The 20,712-nt window shown below is 72.3% G+C and carries 18 protein-coding genes; 7 read left to right on the top strand and 11 right to left on the bottom strand.

The window, feature by feature from the left end:
- Positions 1–733 precede the first annotated feature (733 nt).
- The gene (locus tag ACFYW7_RS28270) at positions 734–2,023 is read right to left on the bottom strand and encodes a hypothetical protein (RefSeq protein ID WP_389507336.1); all 1,290 of its coding nucleotides are present in this window, start codon (positions 2,021–2,023) and stop codon (positions 734–736) included.
- 304 nt (positions 2,024–2,327) lie between these two features.
- On the opposite strand from ACFYW7_RS28270, the gene ACFYW7_RS28275 reads away from it, so the two are divergent.
- The gene (locus ACFYW7_RS28275) at positions 2,328–3,104 is read left to right on the top strand and encodes a maleylpyruvate isomerase family mycothiol-dependent enzyme (protein ID WP_389507338.1); all 777 of its coding nucleotides are present in this window, start codon (positions 2,328–2,330) and stop codon (positions 3,102–3,104) included.
- A 267-nt stretch (positions 3,105–3,371) separates the two neighbouring features.
- Here the strand turns inward: ACFYW7_RS28275 and ACFYW7_RS28280 are convergent, their stop codons facing one another.
- Complete coding sequence (locus ACFYW7_RS28280; RefSeq protein ID WP_389507340.1) at positions 3,372–3,785, bottom strand: MarR family winged helix-turn-helix transcriptional regulator; 414 nt, start codon at positions 3,783–3,785, stop codon at positions 3,372–3,374.
- Positions 3,786–3,869: 84 nt separating this feature from the next.
- Between ACFYW7_RS28280 and ACFYW7_RS28285 the strand changes: the two genes are divergently transcribed.
- Both ACFYW7_RS28285 and ACFYW7_RS28290 read left to right on the top strand, forming a co-directional pair.
- A complete protein-coding gene (locus tag ACFYW7_RS28285) occupies positions 3,870–5,399 on the top strand; it encodes an MFS transporter (RefSeq protein ID WP_389507342.1) in 1,530 nt (509 codons plus the stop codon).
- A gap of 93 nt (positions 5,400–5,492) precedes the next feature.
- Entirely contained in the window at positions 5,493–5,825 is a 333-nt protein-coding gene (locus ACFYW7_RS28290; RefSeq protein ID WP_389507344.1) for a DUF6332 family protein, read from the top strand.
- On the opposite strand, the gene ACFYW7_RS28295 is transcribed toward ACFYW7_RS28290, so the two are convergent.
- The 3 genes from ACFYW7_RS28295 to ACFYW7_RS28305 form a co-directional block, all read right to left on the bottom strand.
- Positions 5,786–6,451: a response regulator gene (locus ACFYW7_RS28295; RefSeq protein WP_389507346.1), complete on the bottom strand. Its 666-nt coding sequence runs from the start codon at positions 6,449–6,451 to the stop codon at positions 5,786–5,788. The two genes, ACFYW7_RS28290 and ACFYW7_RS28295, sit on opposite strands and share 40 nt — an antisense overlap.
- Positions 6,448–7,683, bottom strand: coding sequence for a sensor histidine kinase (locus ACFYW7_RS28300; protein ID WP_389507349.1), 1,236 nt, complete (start codon positions 7,681–7,683; stop codon positions 6,448–6,450). Before ACFYW7_RS28300 ends, ACFYW7_RS28295 begins: the two co-directional genes overlap by 4 nt.
- A 96-nt stretch (positions 7,684–7,779) precedes the next feature.
- Positions 7,780–8,508 carry a TetR/AcrR family transcriptional regulator gene (locus ACFYW7_RS28305; protein WP_389507351.1) on the bottom strand — a complete coding sequence of 243 codons (729 nt, stop codon included), beginning with the start codon at positions 8,506–8,508 and terminating at the stop codon, positions 7,780–7,782.
- A gap of 231 nt (positions 8,509–8,739) precedes the next feature.
- On the opposite strand from ACFYW7_RS28305, the gene ACFYW7_RS28310 reads away from it, so the two are divergent.
- Positions 8,740–9,189 (top strand): nitroreductase family deazaflavin-dependent oxidoreductase, encoded by a 450-nt coding sequence (locus ACFYW7_RS28310; protein ID WP_389507353.1) that lies wholly within the window; start codon positions 8,740–8,742, stop codon positions 9,187–9,189.
- A gap of 100 nt (positions 9,190–9,289) precedes the next feature.
- On the opposite strand, the gene ACFYW7_RS28315 is transcribed toward ACFYW7_RS28310, so the two are convergent.
- Positions 9,290–10,588 carry a geranylgeranyl reductase family protein gene (locus ACFYW7_RS28315; RefSeq protein WP_389507355.1) on the bottom strand — a complete coding sequence of 433 codons (1,299 nt, stop codon included), beginning with the start codon at positions 10,586–10,588 and terminating at the stop codon, positions 9,290–9,292.
- 176 nt (positions 10,589–10,764) lie between these two features.
- Between ACFYW7_RS28315 and ACFYW7_RS28320 the strand changes: the two genes are divergently transcribed.
- Complete coding sequence (locus tag ACFYW7_RS28320; RefSeq protein ID WP_389507357.1) at positions 10,765–12,120, top strand: dipeptidase; 1,356 nt, start codon at positions 10,765–10,767, stop codon at positions 12,118–12,120.
- Positions 12,121–12,294: 174 nt separating this feature from the next.
- Here the strand turns inward: ACFYW7_RS28320 and ACFYW7_RS28325 are convergent, their stop codons facing one another.
- From ACFYW7_RS28325 to ACFYW7_RS28335, 3 genes are all read right to left on the bottom strand, one after another.
- Positions 12,295–13,335: an NUDIX domain-containing protein gene (locus tag ACFYW7_RS28325; protein ID WP_389507963.1), complete on the bottom strand. Its 1,041-nt coding sequence runs from the start codon at positions 13,333–13,335 to the stop codon at positions 12,295–12,297.
- A gap of 131 nt (positions 13,336–13,466) precedes the next feature.
- Positions 13,467–13,664 carry a hypothetical protein gene (locus tag ACFYW7_RS28330; protein ID WP_389507359.1) on the bottom strand — a complete coding sequence of 66 codons (198 nt, stop codon included), beginning with the start codon at positions 13,662–13,664 and terminating at the stop codon, positions 13,467–13,469.
- 882 nt (positions 13,665–14,546) lie between these two features.
- Positions 14,547–15,500 carry an ROK family protein gene (locus tag ACFYW7_RS28335; RefSeq protein ID WP_389507362.1) on the bottom strand — a complete coding sequence of 318 codons (954 nt, stop codon included), beginning with the start codon at positions 15,498–15,500 and terminating at the stop codon, positions 14,547–14,549.
- A 227-nt stretch (positions 15,501–15,727) separates the two neighbouring features.
- Between ACFYW7_RS28335 and ACFYW7_RS28340 the strand changes: the two genes are divergently transcribed.
- Positions 15,728–16,810 (top strand): LacI family DNA-binding transcriptional regulator, encoded by a 1,083-nt coding sequence (locus ACFYW7_RS28340; protein WP_389507364.1) that lies wholly within the window; start codon positions 15,728–15,730, stop codon positions 16,808–16,810.
- Positions 16,811–17,183: 373 nt separating this feature from the next.
- Here the strand turns inward: ACFYW7_RS28340 and ACFYW7_RS28345 are convergent, their stop codons facing one another.
- Complete coding sequence (locus ACFYW7_RS28345; RefSeq protein ID WP_389507366.1) at positions 17,184–18,488, bottom strand: DUF6986 family protein; 1,305 nt, start codon at positions 18,486–18,488, stop codon at positions 17,184–17,186.
- A 281-nt stretch (positions 18,489–18,769) separates the two neighbouring features.
- On the opposite strand from ACFYW7_RS28345, the gene ACFYW7_RS28350 reads away from it, so the two are divergent.
- Entirely contained in the window at positions 18,770–19,657 is an 888-nt protein-coding gene (locus tag ACFYW7_RS28350; protein WP_389507965.1) for an endonuclease/exonuclease/phosphatase family protein, read from the top strand.
- Positions 19,658–19,713: 56 nt separating this feature from the next.
- On the opposite strand, the gene ACFYW7_RS28355 is transcribed toward ACFYW7_RS28350, so the two are convergent.
- Positions 19,714–20,676: an electron transfer flavoprotein subunit alpha/FixB family protein gene (locus tag ACFYW7_RS28355; RefSeq protein WP_389507368.1), complete on the bottom strand. Its 963-nt coding sequence runs from the start codon at positions 20,674–20,676 to the stop codon at positions 19,714–19,716.
- Positions 20,677–20,712 lie beyond the last annotated feature (36 nt).

Raw genomic sequence — 20,712 nt, forward strand, 5'->3', positions numbered from 1 at the left:
GGGCGGTGCCCCCTCTGGCCGAGGGGGCACCGCCCTTTTCACGTCCGTCGGACAAGGCCCTCCAGGACAGGGGTAGGGGCACGGACGGTGCTCGGCGAATCCACCGATTCGGCCACGTCGTACACCGTGAGCCGGAAGGTTCCGCCGATGACCGGACGGTTCCGCTGGCTGTACGTTCGCGCGCCGTCCTCGGTACGGCGGCACGGTGCTCACGCGTCCGGGACCTGCGCGGTCTTGCCGGGCAGCCCCACCGGGGCAACCCGGGCCTCCCGCCCCTTTCCCCCCTCCCGGCCCGCACCTCTTCGGCCGACGGGCGGTGGGTCGAGCGGCTTCCGTCGGCGGCGAAGCCGGAAGCGGCGGTCCCCGAAGTAGCCGTGGCCGAGGAGGGAAGAGCTCACGCCGACCGGGTCGCCCTGCACGTCGTCATCGGCGCGGCGCACGAGGCCGACCACAGGCCGACCGCGCCCTCGGCAGTGGCGACAAGCGGGAGCGCAGCTCCAGTTGCAGTCGATGGGGACCGTACGCCCGGTACCGCGTGACTCCGACCGACCGGTGACCGGAGCGCGCCACCGACGCGGTCGGCCGCGGTGGGCGCACGCTGCCGCTGCCGCAGCGCCTTGCGGGCTAGGGGCTGCGGGCTGCGGACAGTCCGCCGGCCGTTCCGGGCCGGGAACGCCTCGAAGGCCCCGCCGAGGATCGGCGGGGCCTTCGAGGCGTCGGGTGGGCGGGGGCGTCAGGCGATCTTCTTGTAGCGCAGGGCGACGTAGTCGGAGGCCGGGTGGCCGCTGATGTCACCGCTGTTGATGTTCGCGGTCGAGTAGTTCATGTCCGTGGCCTGGCTGCTCTCGGAGTAGTAGTAGAAGGTTCCCGCGTCCTGGTTCTTCCAGCCCGCGAAGATGACGGCGTGCTCGGAGTAGTCGTTCAGCGCGTCGCCGGGCATGAGGTCGTCCTTGGCGATCTGCGTGCTCGCGCTGGGCAGGGTCTCCGTCGTCAGCGAGGTGGTGAGGTGCCAGGCCATGGAGACGAAGCCGGAGCAGTCGGTGCGGTAGGAGTGGTCGCCGTCGACGTCGGAGGCGGAGGCGCCCTGGTCGTACTGGACGTTGCGGTTGTACCAGTTCTTGGCCCGGTCCATGACCTCGCTGCGGTAGATGGTGCCGCCCTGCACGGACTTCGGCGGGGCCGCCGGCACGTAGGCGCAGTTGTTCGCGTAGGCCGACAGCAGGCTCTGGGTCCAGCCGGAGGCGTCCACCGGGTCGTTGGTGTGGTAGGTGATGTCGTTGCCGTTGCCGTCGGTCGGGTCCGCGTCGTTGTACCAGTACATGCCGCCGTTGGTACGGCCGTAGTAGAGGCCGCCGCCCGGCGAGGTGAGCGAGTCCACCGCCGACCAGCCGCTCGACTTCAGGACCGAGCCGTCCCAGTCGTCCACTCCGTTGATCTTGTAGCTGAGCAGTCGGCCGTCCGCGGTCGAGGCGACGATCCGGTCGTCGCCCGCGGCGGCCAGCGTCTTGAGGACGAAGCCCGTGTCGATCACGACGTGCTGGCCTATGTGGGCCGACCCGGCGGGCTTGGCCTGCGAGACCAGGTACTGGTGGAGCTGTCCGTCGACGGTTCCGTAGAGGTGGCCTGCGCCGTCGTAGACCAACTTGTCGAAGGTCCAGCCGCCGTCCCAGATCTTGACGACGCCCGCGAGAGTGAGGGACGTGTTGTTCGTCTGGACGTCGACCCGGTAGAGGTCACCGGTGGTCGAAGTGACCAGGACCGTGTTGAAGTTGAGAGTCGCCATCGCCTTGGGCGTGAAGCCGAGGTTCGGGCCGGTGAGCGTCTTGACGCGGTTGCCGGTGTCCGGAGCGATCTGCGTGTACGTCAGCCGGCCGTCGGACAGCGTTCCGTAGACCGACACGTCACCGGAGCACGAGGCGGCGGCCTGTGCGGTTCCGGCGGTGGTCGCGACCATGCCGAGGGACATCGCGCCGACGGCGACGACGGCGGCGGTGGTACGGCGGACGGCAAGGCTCAGCTTCATGACTTCTCCTGCGGTGTGAAGTTCGAGCGGGCTGGACACATCCCTGGCCCAGACAGCTGCCCTGCAGGTGCAGCTGTGAAGGTTGTCTCGGGTGTGGCGCCCGGTGGCAAGAACTACTTTCGCCGCAGGTCACCAGGGGTGGAAGAGAGATCGACTGGACGCAAACGTCCCTGGCCGGTTGCGTCCTGACGGAGCGTCGGCGACACCCCGTACGCCGGGACCCCGCCCCTCCCCCTTTCTCCTCCCCCTCCCCTTCCGCCGCCCCGCGCTGCCCCGACCGCCCGTCATCGGGCACACTCTCGGCATGGAGATTCCGGAGTTCGTGGAAACGCTGGACCGTGAGGGCCGGTCGCTGCTCACGGCCGCGCGGGAGGCGGGGGTCGACGCCAAGGTCGCGACCTGTCCTGACTGGCAGGTCAGGGATCTCGTACGGCACACGGGCATGGTCCATCGCTGGGCCACCGCGTTCGTCGCCGAGGGGCACACCTCGTACCACCCGGACGGCGGACTGCCGGATCTGGACCACGACGAGCTGCTGACCTGGTTCGCCGAGGGGCACCACCGCCTCGTGGACACGCTGGCCGACGCCGCGCCGGACGTTCAGTGCTGGACCTTCCTGCCCACGCCCTCACCGCTCGCGTTCTGGGCACGCAGGCAGGCGCACGAGACCACCGTGCACCGGGTCGACGCCGAGTCGGCGCTCGGCGGGGAACCGTCCGCCGTCCGGGCGGAGTTCGCGGTCGACGGGATCGACGAGTTGCTGCGCGGTTTCCACGTCCGCCCGAAGAGCAGGCTGCGCACCGAGGAGCCGCGGGTGCTGCGGCTGCGCGCCACCGACCGGCCGGACGCCGTGTGGACCGTCCGGCTCTCACCTCAGCCACCACTCGTCGAACGCGGCGGACCCGTGGACGCGGGCGTCGGCATCGACGCGGCTGCGCACGCGGCTGCGGACTGCGAGGTGACGGGACCGGCCGCGCAGCTCTACCTGGCCCTGTGGAACCGCGGTCCGTTCCCGAAGGTGACCGGCGACGCCTCGCTCACCACCCTGTGGCGGGAGAAGTCCGCCGTCACCTGGAGCTGACGCCCCGAGCCGCGACGCGGGCCGCCCGGAGGCGGCCCGCGACCGCCCCGCGCGCCCGAAACGCCCGCTCCGGACAGGCACACCCGCTCCGGACGGCCCGGCCCCCGCGCGGCACCGCCAGCACGACCCGTGCCGCACCGGCGGATCCGAACAGCCTTGCGTCACCGCCGACTTGGGCAGCACCCCTGACAACCCCGCGACCCCGCGACCCCGCGACCCCGCGACCCCGCGACCCCGCGACCAGCCTGTGCACCCGGCCCCCGCTCGTCACCCGCCCGACATCGCCTGACCGCCCGCCAGCATCCGTGCGAGAACGGCGCGTTGCAGCGGAAGCACCTCGCCGTGCAGTCGGCGCCCCTCCGGTGTGATGCACACGCGCACACCCCGTCGGTCCTCGGCACACATCCCGCGCGTCACCAGGCCGTCCTTGTCCAGGCGCCCGATCAGGCGTGACAGCGCGCTCTGACTGAGGTGGACCCGCTCGGCGATCTCCTGGACCCGGAAGGAAGGGCCGCCGTCGGCCGCGGCGCCCTCCGCCAGAACGTCCAGCACCTCGAAGTCACTGGCGCCCAGGCCGTGTCGATGCAGCTCACGGTCGAGCTCGCACACGGTGCGGGCATGCACCGTGAGGATGTCGCGCCACTGGTCCACGAGCCCTTGCTCGGCACTCTCCGCCGCCATACGCGCACCGTAGCAAAGAGCCGGTTTCATTGCATCAGAATTAAATGCGTTTGCATTGAATGCATGTGCATGTACTGTCGTCGCATGACCTCTCCGCTCACCCACCCCGCGCGATCGGAACGCTGGACCCCCCGCCTGTGGGGCACCCTGCTCGTCCTCTGCGCCGCGATGTTCCTCGACGCGCTGGACGTGTCGATGGTCGGCGTCGCCCTGCCGTCCATCGGCTCCGAACTCGACCTCTCCACCTCGACGCTCCAATGGATCGTCAGCGGCTACATCCTGGGATACGGCGGACTCCTCCTGCTCGGCGGACGGGCCGCCGACCTGCTGGGCCGCCGCCAGGTCTTCCTGGTGGCCCTCGGAGTCTTCGCGCTCGCCTCGGTGCTCGGCGGACTCGTCGACTCGGGCCCCCTGTTGATCGCCAGCCGCTTCGTCAAGGGACTGAGCGCCGCGTTCACCGCCCCCGCCGGCCTGTCGATCATCACCACCACGTTCGCCGAGGGTCCGCTGCGCAACCGCGCGCTCTCGATCTACACCACCTGCGCGGCCACCGGGTTCTCCATGGGCCTGGTCCTGTCCGGGCTGCTCACCGAGGCGAGTTGGCGGCTGACCATGCTGCTTCCGGCCCCCATCGCCGTCGTCGCGCTGTTCGCGGGCCTGAAACTCATCCCACGCAGCGAGCGCGAGAAGGACCACCGCGGCTACGACATCCCGGGCGCCGTCCTCGGCACCGCCTCGATGCTGCTGCTCGTCTTCACCGTCGTCCAAGCCCCCGAGGCCGGCTGGGGATCGGCCCGCACCCTGCTGTCCTTCCTCGCCGTCGCCCTGCTGCTCACCGTCTTCGTCGGCGTCGAGCGACGCAGTCCGAGCCCGCTGATCCGGCTCGGAGTGCTGCGTTCCGGCAGTCAGATCCGGGCCCAGCTCGGCGCGATGGCGTTCTTCGGCTCGTACGTCGGATTCCAGTTCCTGGTGACGCTGTACATGCAGTCGCTGCTGGGCTGGTCGGCCCTGCACACCGCGCTCGCCTTCCTGCCGGCCGGCGCACTGGTGGCGCTGTCCTCCACGAAGGTGGGGGCCGTCGTCGACCGGTTCGGCACACCGCGGCTCATCGCCACGGGCTTCGCCCTCATGGTCGCCGGGTACGCCCTCTTCCTTCGCGTCGACCTCGACCCGGTCTACGCGACGGTCATCCTGCCGACCATGCTGCTGATCGGCGCCGCGTGCGCCCTGGTCTTCCCGTCCCTCAACATCCAGGCGACCAACGGCGTCGACGACCACGAGCAGGGCATGGTCTCGGGCCTGCTCAACACCTCCGTACAGGTGGGCGGCGCGATCTTCCTCGCCGTCGTGACGGCGGTCGTCACCGCGAACTCGTCGGAGGGCTCCTCACCCCAGGACGTCCTCGACAGCTACCGGCCCGGCCTGATGGTCGTGACCGGCATCGCCCTCGCGGGCCTGCTGATCACCCTGCCCGGACTGCGCACTCGACGGCCCCGGGAATCCGTCCTCGTCGCCCGGTCGCCCCGGACGGGGGCCGAGCCCGAGCCGGAGGTGACGCCGGGGTCCGAGGTGAAGTCGGGGTCGGGGTCGGAGCGTGTCGCCGTCCGCGACTAGCGGGCACCCGCGCCGACCACCATGGCCGACGTCTCCAGGTCCGCGCCCGACGGGGTCCTTGTCCCGCCGGGCGCGGACCTGTTGAATCGACGGATGAGCAACAAGGGGGAGAATGCGGACAGTCGTCGCGAACGCCGGGTGGGGACACGGTCACCACGCACGCAGGCGCAGCGGGACGCGGTCACCGTCGAGATCGGATACGCCCTGGCGAGCGCCGCGTTCGTCGCGGCGGTCGCCTTCGGGGTCGTCGCCGGACCCGCCCTGTTCCTGGAGCTGTCGCACGGAACGGTACGGGCACTCGTCACCTCGGGCGGCGGCCTGGCCACCGCGCTCTTCGCCCTGCGGGTGGCCACCGTGCTGTACCGCTTCCACCACGAGGCCGCGCCTCAGCCCAGCCAGCCGGGTCGCACCAGCCCCGACTCGTAGGCGAGCACGACCAGTTGGGCCCGGTCGCGAGCCCCCAGCTTCACCATCGTCCGGCTGACGTGGGTCTTGGCGGTGAGCGGGCTGACGACCAGGCGGCGGGCGATCTCGTCGTTCGAGAGGCCGATGCCGACCAGCGCCATCACCTCCCGCTCCCGCTCGGTGAGTTCGGCGAGGGCGGCGACCGGCTCGGGTTCCTTGGAACGGGCCGCGAACTCGGAGATCAGCCGCCGGGTGACCCCGGGCGAGAGCAGGGCGTCGCCGTCGACCACCGCCCGTACCGCCCGCAGCAGTTCCTCGGGCTCGGTGTCCTTGACGAGAAAGCCGGAGGCGCCGGAACGGATGGCCTCGAAGACGTACTCGTCGAGCTCGAAGGTGGTGAGCATGACCACCTTGACGTCCTTCAGGTCCGGATCCCCGGTGATCCGGCGCGTGGCGGCGAGGCCGTCCAGCAGAGGCATCCGGATGTCCATCAGGACGACGGCGGGACGCAGTTCACGGACGCCGCGCAGCGCCTCCTCACCGTCGGCGGCCTCTCCGGCCACCTCGATGTCGGGCTGCGCGTCGAGCAACGCCTTGAAGCCGGCCCTGACCAGTGACTGGTCGTCGGCGAGCAGTACGCGGATCACCGGTTCTCCTTGACCTTCCACGGCAGCACGGCCAGCACACGGAAGCCGCCGTCCGCACGCGGACCCGCCTCGATCGTGCCACCCAGCGCGGCCGCCCGCTCCCTCATACCGGCGAGCCCGTTGCCGCTCCCGCCGGCGTCCGCGCCGGTGGCAGGCCCGTCGTCGTCGACCCGCAGGCGCAACGCGCCCTCCGCGTGCTCGAGCCGCACCCGCGCCCGGCGCGACCCCGAATGCCGTACGACGTTGGTGAGCGCCTCCTGGACGATGCGGAACGCGGCGAGATCCGTGCCGGGCCCCGGTGTCGGGACCTCGCCCTCGATCTCGACCGTGAGACCGGCACGAGCGGCCTGCTCGACCAGTTCGGGGAGCCGGTCGAGCCCGGGGGCGGGCGCGCGCGGCGCCTCGCCCGGGGCGCGCAGGGTGTCGAGCACCTGGCGGACCTCGCCGAGCGCCTCCTTGCTGGCCGCCTTGATGGTGGTGAGGGCGGTGCGCGCCTGTTCGGGATCAATGTCCAGGAGCGCCAGGCCGACGCCCGCCTGGACATTGATCACCGAGATGCTGTGCGCCAGGACGTCGTGCAGTTCGCGGGCGATCCGCAGCCGCTCCTCGTCGGCGCGCCGCCGGGCGGCCTGCGCGCGCTCCGCACGGTCCCGGGCCAGCTGCTCACGGCGCACGCGAACCAGTTCCGACAGCGCCAGGACCGCCACGACCCAGGTGGCGATGCCGATCTCCTGCATCCAGGAAGGAGGACCGTCGCCCGCCGGGGGAAGCCGGCGGTAGAGCCAGTGGGCGACCAGGAGGTGCCCCGCCCAGAGCAGGCCGACCGCCGTCCAGGCGGCCCTGCGATGCCCGGCCACCACGGCGCTGAAGCAGCCCACGGCGACGGGGAGGAAGACCGGACCGTACGGATATCCGGCGGCCACGTAGACCAGGGCGACCGCGGCCGTTCCGAACGCGACGAACACCGGGTACCGCTGCCGCCAGAGCAGCAGCCCGGAGCCCGTCACGAGGAGGGCCCGGGCGAAGAAGTCCAGGGCGAGGCGGTCATCGTGCTGGGCGTGGGCCGCGAAGGTGGAGCCGAGGAGCACGAAGGCGGTCAGCAGCAGCGTGGAGCGCCACGGCCGGCGCGCGCGGTGTTCCTCGTCGTTCCGGCGGTTCCACCCGGGCGGCGCGTGCCACCGCCGCGGCGGACCGTCCCCCGCCGGGGACGCGGGCGCTTCCTGCTCTTCCATGACCGTCACGCTAGACGCCGGACCGCGGCGGAAGCGTCCGCCGGGCGAGGTGATCACCCGTACTCCCCTCGGAGTACGGGCGCGGTCGCACCGGTCCTACGAGGAGGCGGACCGTTCGGCGGTCCCGCCCGGTTCGGGATGCACGAGCCCCACGTCGTGGGCGAGCCGCTCCACGGCATGGCGGAAGAACGGCTCGCGGTCCTCCACCACCCGGTTGAACTGCCCGAACAGCTCGAAGCCGATCAATCCGTAGAGCTGCGCCCACGCGGCCACCAGCACCACCATCACCTCGGGAGGCAGATCGGGCGCGAGGTCGTCGGACATCCGCCGCGCCTCGGCCTTCAGCCCGGCGGGCAGCGGCGTACGGGCGACGCCCTTGCCCCGATACGCGTCCCGGACGACGCCGATCAGGAGGACGCCGACGCGGGAGGCCGCCGGCACGGTCTCCTGCGGGGCGGTGTACCCGGGGACGGGGGAACCGTAGATGAGCGCGTACTCGTGCGGGTGCGCCAGCGCCCAGCGCCGTGCCGCCGTACACACGGTGATCCAGCGTTCGCGGGGGCCGGCCGCGGCCGCTTCCGCGTGCGCGGACTCGGCCGCCTCGCCGAGGGAGTCGTAGGCGTCGATGATGAGCGCGGTCAACAGGTCGTCCCGGCTGGGGAAGTACCGGTAGAGCGCGGAGGAGACCATCCCGAGCTCACGGGCCACGGCCCGCAGCGAGAGCTTCGCGGCGCCCTCCGCCGCGAGCTGTCTGCGCGCCTCGTCCTTGATGGCCGCGGTGACCTCGATCCTGGCTCGGGCGCGTGCTCCTCGTGCGGTACTCATGCGGAGCAGTGTCCCACGTTTCCAGAGCAGTGCACACAAAGATGAGCAGTGATCCGAAAAGAGATCAGTGCTCCATGACGCGTTCCGCGATCTCCCGCGAGATCGGCGCACAAAAACGAGAGCACTGCTCTTGCACGGGATCGCCGACCTGGTGCAGACTCTTCTCAAGAGAGAGCGGTGCTCACAAAAGAGATCGGCGCTCTCATCGAGCAGACATCCTGAGGGGTCACCATGTCCACACACGTCCAGAAGCCGGGCTGGTTCACCGTCAACGTCTTCAACCGCGCGGTGGCCTGGATGACCAGGCGCGGCATCAGCGTATGGGGTTCACGGGTCCTCGCCGTCCGGGGCCGCAAGAGCGGCCAGTGGCGTACAACCCCGGTCAACCTGCTGACGGTGGAGGGCGAGCAGTACCTCGTGGCCCCTCGGGGGCATGTCCAGTGGACGCACAACATGCGGGCGGCCGGCGCCGGGGAGCTGCGCCTCGGCAAGAAGGTCGACGCCTTCACCGCCGTGGAGGTCGGCGACGACGACAAGGTCGCGCTGCTGCGCGCCTACCTCAAGCGCTGGAAGGCCGAGGTCGGTGTGTTCTTCAAAGGCGTCGGCCCCGACTCCTCGGACGAGGAGCTGCGGCGCATCGCGCCCGACCACCCGGTCTTCCGCATCACGGTCACGAGCTGAAGACAGCCACGCGCCACCCGAGGCTCCCGTGACCGCGCGGGCCCGACAGGCGGCACGGAACACGGCCGTCGGCCGTTTCCGGCCGACGGAGCCCGTCCCCCTACCGCTCCCCCTCCGTCGCCCCCGCCACCTCGGCAGCCTCAGCAGCCTCAGCCGCCTCCGCCCCCTCCGGACGGCGATCGAGGGTGGTCAGGGCGCGCCCGACCATGGGGTGGGAGCGGATGATCTCGCCGAGCGTGGTGGAGCCGCGGGTGATCCCGGTGAAGGCCTTCCACACCGGGCGGAAGCCGGTGAGCCCCGCGTGGAACATGCCGGGGCGGCGCTCGAAGGCCCCGAGCAGGCGCTTGCCGACGCTCATCTCGACGCCGAGGCCCGCCTTGATCGCGAAGGCGTAGTTCAGCGCCTGCCGCCGGGCGTCCACCGCGTCGTGCGCCTCGGAGATCCGGACCGCCCACTCGCCCGCGAGCCGGCCGGAGCGCAACGCGAACGAGATGCCCTCCCGGGTCCACGGTTCGAGCAGACCGGCCGCGTCGCCGCAGACGAGGACCCGGCCGCGCGACAGCGGTGAGTCGTCGGCGCGGCAGCGCGTCAAGTGCCCCGAGGAGATGGCCGGTTCGAAGCCGGCGAGGCCGAGCCGGGCGATGAAGTCCTCCAAGTACCGCTTGGTGGCGACGCCTTCGCCCCGTGCGGAGATCACGCCGACGGTGAGCGTGTCCCCCTTCGGGAAGACCCAGCCGTAACTGCCGGGCATGGGGCCCCAGTCGATCAGGACGCGCCCCTTCCAGTCCTCGGCGACCGTCTCCGGCACCGGGATCTCGGCCTCCAGACCGAGATCGACCTGGTCGAGCTTCACCCCGACGTGTGCTCCTATGCGGCTGGCGCTGCCGTCCGCGCCGACCACCGATCGCGCCAGCACCGTCTCACCGCCCTGCAGGACCACGGCGACGGTGCGCCGGTCCGGCACCGCAGACCCGTGCTGCTCGACGCGCGAGACCGCGGCGCCCGTACGGAGCTCGGCGCCCGCCTTCTGCGCGAACTCGACCAGCTGGTGGTCGAACTCCGGCCGGTTGATGAGCCCGAACAACATGTTCCGGGACCGCCGGGTACGGGCGAACTTGCCGTCCATCGAGAAGGTGACCGCGTGCACCCGGTCTCTGAAGGGAAGTTCGAAGCCGGGTGGCAGGGCGTCACGCGACGGGCCGATGATGCCGCCGCCGCAGGTCTTGTAGCGGGGCAGTTCCGCTTTCTCCAGCAGCAGGACGCTGCGCCCCGCGACCGCCGCCGCATACGCGGCCGAGGCGCCCGCCGGTCCCGCGCCGACGACTACGACGTCCCACACCCGCTGCCCGTCGTCCGCCGTACGCCGCCCGTCGTCCGCCGAAGAGTTCTCGCTGCTCACGTTGGTCTACTGCTCCCAGTCCAGCCGTCTGCCGCACCTGTCCCCCGCATCCTACGGCGGGCATCGCCGCGGTCCGCTGTGGGAGGATCGGCAGCGTATGCGTACTGCACATCAGTACGCATCACCCGATCATCTGTACACAGAAGTACAACGTCGCACCCACAAGGAGCGTGCCCATGTCGTCGAATCCGGTCGCCGAGACCGTCGCCTCGCTCATGCCCCGGGCGAAGGCGGAGCTCACCGAGCTGGTGGCCTTCAAGTCGGTGGCGGACTTCGACCAATATCCCCGGAGCGAGAGCGAGGGCGCGGCGAACTGGATCGCCGACGCGCTGCGTTCCGAGGGTTTCCAGGACGTGGCACTGCTCGACACCCCGGACGGCACGCAGTCGGTGTACGGGTTCCTGCCGGGACCCGAGGGCGCCAAGACCGTGCTGTTGTACGCGCACTACGACGTGCAGCCGCCGCTGGACGAATCGGCCTGGGCGACCCCGCCGTTCGAGCTGGTGGAGCGTGACGGCCGCTGGTACGGGCGGGGCAGCGCGGACTGCAAGGGCGGTGTCGTCATGCATCTGCTCGCCCTGCGCGCCCTGAAGGCGAACGGCGGCGTGCCGGTGCACGTCAAGGTGATCGTCGAGGGTTCGGAGGAGCAGGGCACCGGCGGTCTGGAGCGGTACGCCGAGGAGCACCCGGAGCTGCTGACCGCCGACGCCGTCGTCATCGGAGACTCCGGCAACTTCCGGGCGGGTCTGCCGACGGTGACCGCGACCCTGCGCGGCATGACCCTCGTACGGGTGCAGGTGGACACCCTCGAAGGGAACCTGCACTCGGGTCAGTTCGGCGGTGCGGCGCCCGACGCGCTGGCGGCGCTGATCCGCGTCCTGGACTCGCTGCGCGACGAGGACGGTTCGACGACGGTGGACGGCCTCGCGGGCGACTCCGCCTGGGACGGCCTGCAGTACGAGGAGCAGGCGTTCCGCAAGGACGCCAAGGTGCTCGACGGGGTGGAACTCATCGGCTCCGGCACCGTCGCCGACCGGGTCTGGGCGCGCCCGGCCGTCACGGTGCTCGGGATCGACTGCCCGCCGGTCGTCGGCGCGACGCCGTCGGTGCAGGCCGGTGCCCGTGCGCTGGTCAGCCTGCGGGTGCCGCCGGGCGTCGACGCCGCGCAGGCGACGAAGCTGCTCCAGGCGCACATCGAGGCGCACACGCCGTGGGGCGCCCGGGTGACCACCGAGCAGATCGGCCAGGGCCAGGCGTTCCGCGCCGACACCTCCAGCCCCGCGTACGCGTCGATGGCCGAGGCCATGGCGGTGGCCTACCCGGGCCAGGAGATGCAGTCGGCCGGTATGGGCGGCTCCATCCCGCTGTGCAACACGCTGGCCGCGCTGTACCCGGAGTCGGAGATCCTGCTCATCGGCCTGAGCGAGCCGGAGGCGCAGATCCACGCGGCGAACGAGAGCGTGTCGCCGGACGAGCTGGAGCGGCTGTCGGTCGCCGAGGCGCTGTTCCTGCGGAACTACGCGGCGAGCTGATCCGCCACCACACACGGCAGGGGCCCGCGTCGTCGGACGCGGGCCCCTGCCGTGTTCCATTCCACGGCGCGGCTACGCGGCGGACGTGCTCCCGCGGCACCTGTCGAGCAATCGCAGAGCACTTGTAGAGCACTTGTAGAGCACTCGGCGGACGAGGACGACGAGGCCGCGAGGTCAGCCGAGCGGTACGCCGGCCTCCAGATACAGGGCCGCGCCGCGCTCGCGGGCACGCAGGGCCCAGCGGAGCCTCTCGTAGCGCACGGGCGGGAGGAGGTCGGCCGCCTCCTGCTCGGTGACGAACCTCCAGCCGCGGAGTTCGGGCCCGGGAAGCAGGAGCCCCCGGACGGTCCGGTCGTCGAGGCGTCCGCCGTCGAACAGGAGCCGCAGCCCGCCGTAGCCCGGAGGCACCGGCGATTCCCAGTCGACGACGAGCAGACGGGGCACCTCGTCGAGGGTGATCCCGGTCTCCTCGGTGACCTCGCGCATTCCGGCGCGTGCGGGGGCCTCCCCGGCCTCGACGACACCGCCGGGGAACTCCCAGCCGGCCTTGTACGTCGGGTCGACCAGCAGGACCCGGTCGTCGGCGTCGAAGAGGAGCACTCCGGCCGCGACCGTCTCGGCGGTGGGTTCGGGGGTCTGCACGATGGCGCACACGGGCGCCTCCCCGGTGCGTACGGCCTCGGCGACGCGCACGGCGGTGTCGTACGGGGTGAGCGCGCTGGTGTCCACGGGGTGGGCGTCTGCCGTGAGCCAGGCGAGGGCGGCACGGTAGGGCTCGATGTGGTCGTAGGACCACTGGCGCACCCGCATGTCGCCGTCGGGCAGGTCCGGGGGCACCTCGCGCCCGGCTATTCGCTCACGCAGGATCGTTTCCGCCGGGGCGAGGAGCACATGGCGCACCGGGATCCGGCGCGCGGCCAGCCCGCCGAAGATCTCGTCCCGGTACTCCTGGCGGAGCAGGGTCATCGGGACGACGAGGACGCCACCGAGCTCGGCGAGCATGGCGGCCGCCGTGTCGACCACGAGCCGGCGCCAGATCGGCAGGTCCTGGAAGTCGCCGACCTCGGCGAGGTGTTTGGGCGGGAGCAGGTGCGTGAGTGCGCCCCCGATGACCTCGGGGTCGAAGAGCGTGCTGTTCGGGATCAGCTCGATCAGTTCCCGTGCGGTGGCGGTCTTTCCCGCACCGAACGCACCGTTGATCCAGACGATCACGATTCCCCCTCTTCTGTTGGCCCCCTGAGGCTTGCCCGCTCCACCCTGCCATGGAAACCAGCGGCTGATGAGGGCGCCTGCAGCGCGGCGCCGGTGCCCCCGTGGCGGGGACACCGGCGCAGGGTACGGATCCGTCAGCTCTCCTGGCCGCCGAGGGCGCCGTCGTCGACCGCGAGGCCGTCGGCGTCGATCGCGTGATCCATGGTGCTGAGCGTGTCCTTGACGTTCAGATCGCCCAGGGCGTCCACGTGCTCGGCATGGGACGGGGTGATCGCCGCGACGACGAACCCGGTGGCGAGGGAGGCGAGGGCGAGCATGCTGCGCTTCTTCATGCCCGGTTCAACTACGGAAGCCGGACGGAGTCACGGGTGGATCGAGCACCTTTCACATCCGGCCCGGTGCCGGCCCCGTCGGACGGGGTGCCCGACACGGGTGCCCGGGGAGCTGCGCCGGCGCGGGTGCCCGACGGGATGTGACCGGCACGGGGCCCGGCAGGATGCGTCCGACGCGGGGGCCCAAGGAATGCGCCCGACACGGGGGCGCCTGGCGCGAGTGCCCGAGGGAATGCGCCCGACGCTGATGTTCGGAACTGGAGGGCCCGGCACGGGGGCGGCACGGGGGCGTGGCGCAGGTGCCCAACGCGGTCGCCCCGCACGGATACCCGACCGGGATTGCCCAAGGAGGTGTCCCGGGCGAATGCCCTACGGGGGTGCCCGAGGCGGGTGCCCCACGGAGGTGCCCGAGGCGGGTGCCCCGACCGGAACACCCGCCGAAGGGCTGCCCCCACGCCCGGGCACCCTCGCGGCACCGCCGACCAGGCCGCCGCGCTCTGCCCCCGTCGCCCCCCACCCCGGCACCCCCACGAGGGCCCACCCCGAGGCGGACACCGCCCGGCCACGGAGGCACGCCCGTCCGAGGTGTGCGCGTCGCGAGCGGCGCACCCGCCGCCGGAGGCGCCCCCGGCAGGCAGGCCGGGCGTGCTCGACGCGGCAAGCGCCGCCCACCTCACCCCGGGCACGCCCGGGACGTACGGCGTGTCGGGGTGGGCCCGTCAGGTGCGGGCAGGATCGGCTCGGACGGGAGCGAGTCGGACCCCCGGAACAGGACCGACGCGGAACCACCCTGGCACCGGTGCGTCGCGGTCCCTCCGCCCCGAGGCCCCGTGGCCCCGCCACCCCGACGTACCGGGGCCCCGAGGCGCCGAGGCGCCGCCGTCAGACGCTGGCCGCGGGCGCCTTCGCCTTCCGGGAGAGTGCGGCGGCGGCCGCGCCGACCAGCCCGGCGTCCGTGCCCATCAGCGCGGGCGCGACGGTCAGCCGCTGGACGAAGGACAGCGTCGCGTAGTCGGCCAGCGCCCTGCGCAGCGGCGCGAAGAGCACGTCGCCCGCTTTGGCCACTCCCCCGCCGATCACGGCGATGTCGATCTCGACCAGGGTCGCGGTCGCCGCGATGCCCGCCGCGAGGGCCTGCGCGGCCCGCTCGAAGGAGGCCAGCGCGACCGGGTCGCCCGCGCGGGCCGCCTCGGCCACCGCCGCGGCGGAGCTGTCGCCGTCGGGGCCCGGCCGCCAGCCGTCCTCCGACGCCCTGCGGGCGATGTTCGGGCCGCTGGCGATGCGTTCGACGCAGCCACGGGAGCCACAGGGGCAGGGATCGCCGTCCAGGTCGACGCTGATGTGCCCGATGTGGCCCGCGTTGCCGCTGGGACCGGGGTGCAGTCGTCCGTTCAGGACCAGCCCACCGCCCACGCCGGTGGACACCACCATGCACAGCGCGTTGTCGTGGCCCCGGGCGGCGCCCTGCCAGTGCTCGGCCGCCGTGATGGCGACGCCGTCCCCGATCAGTTCCACGGGGAGTCCGCCCGTCGCCTTGGAGGCCCGCTCGACCAGGGGGTAGCCGCGCCAGCCGGGCACGTTCACCGGGCTCACCGTGCCCGCGGAGGCGTCCACCGGGCCCGCGCTGCCGATGCCGAGGGCCCCGGCCCTGCTCCAGAGCGGGGAGACCGTCAGCTCGCCGATCACGTCCTCGACGGCACGCATCACGGTGTCGCCGTCCTCCTGCGCGGGCGTCGCCCTCTGCGCGCGCAGCAGGATCCGGCCGTGGCCGTCCACCAGCGCTCCGGCGATCTTGGTGCCGCCGATGTCGAGCGCGGCCACGAGGTCGGTGTGCATCAGGTCAGGTCTCCCATGGAGTGTCTGGACGGGCCCGCCGCGCCGCGGGCCCGGGGTCCCCGGCCCGGGAACCGGCCCCTGCCGCACGCCACGCGGAGGAACCGGCGGACGACAAGGGCCGTGCGCCCTGGGGAAGGCGCAGGCCGGAGAATGCGGTGGACAGTGTCTCCCGCACCTGACAACGTTGTCCAGGCTCTATGCTCGACGCCACATCCTCATACAACCCCATGGACCTACGCATCCCCGTGGACGACAGGACAGGACAGCGCATCGTGGCCGAGACCGCCCGCCGATCCGAGAACCGCTACGGAAACCGTCCGACCATGAAGGACGTGGCGGCGCGTGCGGGAGTCGGCCTGAAGACGGTCTCCCGCGTGGTCAACGCCGAGCCCGGGGTCACCCCGGACACCGAGCGGCGGGTCCAGGAGGCCATCGAGGCGCTGGGCTTCCGCCGCAACGACAGTGCCCGCGTGCTGCGCAAGGGCCGCACCGCGAGCATCGGGCTGGTCCTGGAGGATCTCGCGGACCCGTTCTACGGTCCGCTGAGCCGCGCGGTGGAGGAGGTGGCCCGCGCGCACGGCGCCCTGTTGATCAACGGTTCCAGCGCGGAGGACCCGGAGCGCGAGCAGGAACTGGTGCTCGCGCTGTGCGCGCGTCGCGTGGACGGACTTGTCGTGATCCCCGCCGGTGACGACCACCGCTATCTGGAGCCGGAGCTGAAGGCGGGCGTCGCGACGGTCTTCGTGGACCGTCCGGCCGGGAAGATCGAGGCCGACGTCGTCCTGTCGGACAGCTTCGGCGGGGCCCGCGACGGCGTCGCCCACCTGATCGCCCACGGACACCGCCGGATCGGCTTCATCGGCGACATGCCGCGCATCCACACCGCCGCCGAGCGGCTGCGCGGCTACCGGGCCGCGATGGAGGACGCCGGCATACCTGTCGAGGACGGCTGGATGTCGCTCGGCGTCACCGATCCGACGCGGGTGCGCGAGGCGGCCGAGGACATGCTCTCCGGGCCTTCGCCGGTCACCGCCGTCTTCGCGGGCAACAACCGGGTCACCGTCACCGTGGTGCGGGTCATCGCCGAGCGCGGCCGTCCCGTGGCCCTCGTAGGGTTCGACGACATCGAGCTCGCCGACCTCCTGGAGCCCGGCGTCACCGTCGTCGCCCAGGACGCCGCCGCCCTCGGCCGTACCGCCGCCGAGCGTCTCTTCCGTCAGCTCGACGGCAACCTCACCACCCCGGAACGGATCGAACTCCCCACCCGGCTGATCACGCGCGGCTCGGGAGAACTGCCGCCGGCCCTCTGAGCCAGGGCCGTGGCGGCCGTCGCGGGCCCGGGGCGGCCTGCCTCGCCGGGACTCCACGGGTCCGTGCGCCGCATCTCCCAGGTCTCCGGCCGCCCTCTCCGGCTCCCCCGACCGCGGACGTGGTCCCGAACCGCCCACCGGGCGTTGTGGGTCCCGGTGGCCACCGGCCTTCCCGCGTCGCACGACGGCCGATCCCCGGCGCATCGGCGCCCGCGGCGGTCCGGAAGCCGAGCCGGGCGGATCGCCGGTCGCGGTGAGACGCGAGGAGGCCGACCCGGTCATGGAGATGCCGGGCGTGCGCGGCCGTACGGAGCCTTGTGGCCGCGCCGTTCGGGTGACGGCCGTGCCTCCCGGGGCGGGCGGGCGGCGCGCCCTACTGTCCCGAGGTCGTCAGATCCCCCCGGCGCGGCCTGGCGAAGTTCTCCAGGTCAGCTCGGGTCAGGCCCGTCGCGCGGGCCACCTCGGCGATGTCCAGGGCGCCGCAGTCGAGGCCGCGCAGGAGATAGCCGCTGAGGGCCTTGGCCGTGGCGGGTTCGTCCATCACGTCGCCGGACACGCGGCCGGCGTAGCGGGCGAGGCGGGCGGCGGCCTGTTCGAAGCCCTCGCGGTAGAAGGCGAAGACGGCCGCGTAACGGGTGGGGAGGTGGCCCGGGTGCATGTCCCAGCCCTGGTAGTAGGCGCGGGCCAGCGCGCGGCGGGTGAGGCCGTAGTGCAGGCGCCAGGCGGCGTGCACCTTCTCGGTGGGGCCGACGGGCAGGACGTTGGTGGAACCGTCCGAGAGGCGTACTCCGGTGCCGGCGGCCGCGACCTGCATGACCGCCTTGGCGTGGTCGGCGGCCGGGTGGTCGCTCGACTGGTGGGCCGCGGAGACGCCGAGGCAGGCGCTGTAGTCGAAGGTCCCGTAGTGCAGACCGGTGGCCCGGCCCTCCGCCGCCCCGATCATGCGGGCGACGGTGGCCGTGCCGTCCGGGCCGAGGACGGCCTGGCTCGTCTCGATCTGGATCTCGAAGCCGATCCTGCCGGGTTCCAGCCCGCGTGCCTTCTCGAACGCCTCCAGGAGCCGGACCATCGCGGTGACCTGTTCCGCGTACGTCACCTTGGGCAGGGTGAGGACGAGCCCCCCGGGCAGCCCGCCGGCCTCCGCCAGACCCGTCAGGAAGATGTCCAGGGTGCGGATGCCCCGGTCCCGCACCGGCGCCTCCATGCACTTCATGCGGATGCCCATGTACGGGGCCGCGGTGCCGTCCCGGTACGCCTCGGCGATCAGCCGGGCCGCGCGGGCCGCCGCGCCGTCCTCCTCGGGGTCCGGGCGCGGGCCGTAGCCGTCCTCGAAGTCGACCCGCAGGTCCTCGACCGGTTCGCGCTCCAGTTTGGCCCGGACACGGTCGTACACGGGCCCGGCGAGTTCGTCGGCGAGGCCGAGGACCGCGGCGAAGGACGCGGCGTCCGGGGCGTGTTCGTCCAGGGCGGCGAGGGCGCGGTCGCCCCAGGCCCGGACGGTGTCGGCGGCGAACGTGTCTCCGGGGACGTACACGGTGTGGACGGGCTGGCGGGTTCCGGGGTCTCCTGGGAAGCGACGTTCCAGTTCCGCGTCGACGGGGGCGAGTGAGGCACTGATCGCCTCACCGACGGCGCCGGCGAGGCTCGTCACCACCTGCTCCTGCCGATACTGACCCATCCCACACCCTCCTGTTTTCCGCAGTACGGAATCAACAATCCGTTGAACGAAGTTATCCGGCGGGCTTCCCGTGGGTCAACACCCTCTTGCGGCGCGGGACACCCTGCGGCCCCCGCTCGTCCACTCCCGCCCCGGCCCCCCGGACAAGCTGTTCCGGATCCCTCACCTCCCTCTCTTCCCTGTTCCCCCCTTCCCCCCTTCCCCTCCGATGGTGCGCACCCCCATCCTGACCAGCGACCGAAGGAGCACGCGTGCTCGATTCCAGCGGAGTGACCCGGCGCATGGGGCTCAGGACCGTGGTGGCCGCGGCGCTCGCCGTACCCCTGCTCACCACGGCCCGGGCCTCCGCCACCCGGCGCCCCCGTCCCCGGACCCGGCCCGGACCGCGTCCCCACCTGGACGTCATGACCTTCAACCTGCGGTACGCGAGCACGCGCGAGCCCAACAGCTGGGCGGTGCGCCGTCCGGTGATGCGCGAGCTGCTGCGCACCACGACACCGCACGTCATCGCCACCCAGGAGGGCCTCCACCGTCAACTGCTCGACATCGAGTCCGACCTCGCGCCGCACTACGAGTGGATCGGCACCGGCCGGGAGGGCGGCAGCCGGGACGAGTCCGTGGCGATCTACTACGACACGCGGCGCCTGGCCCCGGTCGAGCACGACACCCTCTGGCTCTCCGACACCCCCCGGGTGATCGGCTCGAACACCTGGGGCGCCGCGCTCCCCCGTATCGCCACCTGGGTGCGTTTCCGTGATCTCCGGGACGGCGGGCGGGAGTTCTTCCTGCTGAACACGCACCTGGACCACGTGAGCCAGTACGCGCGGACGCGGGCCGCCTCGCTCATCGCCGAGACGATCACGGCGTTCGACCCGTCCCTGCCGTGTCTGGTGACGGGTGACTTCAACGCGGCGGCGCACGACAACCCGGCGTACGACATCCTGCTGGGCGCCGGACTCGCCGACACCTGGGACACGGCCGCCGTGCGGAGCGCCCCCTACGCGACCTTCCACGGCTACCGGCCGCTGACGCCGGGCGGCGAGCGCATCGACTGGATCCTCGCCACCGCGGGCGTCACCTCGCACCAGGCGTCGGTCGACACCTTCTCGCGGGACGGCCGGTTCCCGAGCGACCACCTTCCGGTGCGGGCCACGCTGACCCTGGGATGAACGAAGGCCCCCGTGACCGGTGTCCGGTCACGGGGGCCTCGTACAACGCCGAGCGATCAGCCCTTGCGGGTGTTGATCTCCTCGGTGAGCTGCGGGACGACCTCGTGCAGGTCGCCGACCACGCCGTAGTCGACCAGGTCGAAGATCGGCGCCTCGGCGTCCTTGTTGATCGCCACGATCGTCTTCGACGTCTGCATGCCGGCGCGGTGCTGGATGGCGCCGGAGATGCCGGAGGCGATGTAGAGCTGCGGCGAGACGGACTTGCCGGTCTGGCCGACCTGGTTGGTGTGCGGGTACCAGCCGGCGTCGACCGCGGCACGCGAGGCGCCCACGGCGGCACCGAGCGAGTCGGCGAGAGCCTCGATGACCGAGAAGTTCTCGGCGCCGTTGACGCCACGGCCGCCGGAGACGACGATCGCGGCCTCGGTCAGCTCGGGGCGGCCGGTCGACTCGCGCGGCGTGCGGGCGGTGACCTTGGTGCCGGTGGCCTTCTCGGAGAAGGTGACCGCGAGGGCCTCCACGGCGCCGGCGGCCGGGGCGGCCTCCACGGCGGCCGAGTTCGGCTTGACCGTGATGACCGGGGTGCCCTTGGCGACACGCGACTTGGTGGTGAAGGAGGCGGCGAACGCGGACTGCGTGGCCACCGGACCCTCGTCACCGGCCTCCAGGTCGGTGGCGTCGGTGATGACGCCCGAGCCGATGCGGACCGCGAGGCGGGCCGCGATCTCCTTGCCCTCGGCGGAGGACGGGACGAGCACGGCGACCGGGGAGACGGCGTCGTACGCGGCCTGGAGCGCGTCGACCTTCGGCACGACGAGGTAGTCGGCGTACTCGGCGGCGTCGTGCGTGAGGACCTTCACCGCGCCGTGCTCGGCGAGCGCGGCGGCGGTGTTCTCGGCACCGGAGCCGAGGGCGACGGCGACGGGCTCGCCGATGCGGCGGGCGAGCGTCAGCAGCTCCAGCGTGGGCTTGCGGACGGCACCGTCCACGTGGTCGACGTAGACGAGAACTTCAGCCATGGGAATGCACTCCTGCGGATTGCGAAGTCTGAGGGG

The sequence above is a fragment of the Streptomyces sp. NPDC002580 genome (assembly GCF_042889485.1).
Classification (GTDB): Bacteria; Actinomycetota; Actinomycetes; order Streptomycetales; family Streptomycetaceae; genus Streptomyces.